Here is a 1,271-nt window from a genome sequence, read left to right on the forward strand (position 1 = left end):
CTGCAGACCTGGCTCGACCTGACCGAACAGCTGCTGGAGACCGGCGTCGATTCCATCGCGATTAAGGACATGTCCGGCATTCTCACCCCGATGGCGGCCTTCGAGCTGGTGAGCGAAATCAAAAAGCGCTATGACGTCAGGCTGCACCTGCATGCTCATGCCACCACCGGGATGGCGGAGATGGCCCTGCTGAAGGCCATCGAGGCCGGCGTCGACGGCGTCGATACCGCCATCTCTTCCATGAGCGCCACCTACGGCCACCCGGCCACCGAGGCGCTGGTGGCGACGCTGGCAGGCACAAAACATGACACCGGGCTGGATATCCTGAAGCTTGAGAGCATCGCGGCGTACTTCCGCGAGGTGCGCAGGAAATACCACGCCTTTGAAGGCCAGCTGAAGGGCACCGACAGCCGTATCCTCGTGGCCCAGGTGCCGGGCGGGATGCTCACCAACCTCGAGGGGCAGCTGAAGCAGCAGAACGCCGCCCACCGTCTGGATGAGGTGCTGGCGGAAATCCCCCGCGTGCGCGAGGACCTCGGCTTTATCCCGCTGGTCACTCCGACTTCGCAGATTGTCGGCACCCAGGCGGTGCTTAACGTGCTGACCGGCGAACGCTACAGAACCATCGCGAAGGAGACCGCCGGGATACTGAAGGGCGAGTACGGCCACACCCCGGTGCCGGTGAACGCGGCATTACAGGCGCGCGTGCTGGACGGAGCAGAGGCCATCACCTGCCGTCCGGCGGACCTGCTGAAGCCGGAGCTGGCGCATCTGGAAGCCGACGTGAAGCGCCAGGCGCAGGAGAAGAATATTCAGCTTGCCGACAACGCCATCGACGACGTGCTCACCGTGGCCCTGTTCCCGCAGGTCGGCCTGAAGTTCCTTGAGAACCGCCACAACCCGGCGGCCTTTGAGCCGGTACCGCAGGCTGAAGAGGTCAAACCGGCGGTGAAAGCAGAGAAACCGGCCGCCTCCGGCGTCTACACCGTGGAAGTGGAAGGCAAGGCCTTTGTGGTGAAGGTCAGCGACGGCGGCGATATCAGCCCGCTGACGGCAGCGGCCCCCGTTCAGGCCACGGCCCCCGCAGCCGCCCCGGCAGGTGCCGGCACCCCGGTGACCGCGCCGCTGGCGGGCACCATCTGGAAAGTCATCGCCGGCGAGGGCCAGGCGGTGGCCGAGGGCGACGTGCTGCTGATTCTGGAAGCCATGAAGATGGAAACCGAAATCCGCGCCGCGCAGGCCGGGACCGTGCGCGGTATCGCGGTGAAATC

1 protein-coding gene is annotated in these 1,271 nt (G+C 65.7%); it reads left to right on the forward strand.

Annotated features, from left to right (window positions below):
- On the forward strand, positions 1–1,271 hold a 1,271-nt coding region (locus tag FQK12_RS05445; protein WP_146295667.1), incomplete at both ends, for a pyruvate carboxylase subunit B.

It is taken from the genome of Klebsiella sp. ME-303, assembly GCF_007910085.1.
Classification (GTDB): Bacteria; Pseudomonadota; Gammaproteobacteria; order Enterobacterales; family Enterobacteriaceae; genus Klebsiella; species Klebsiella michiganensis.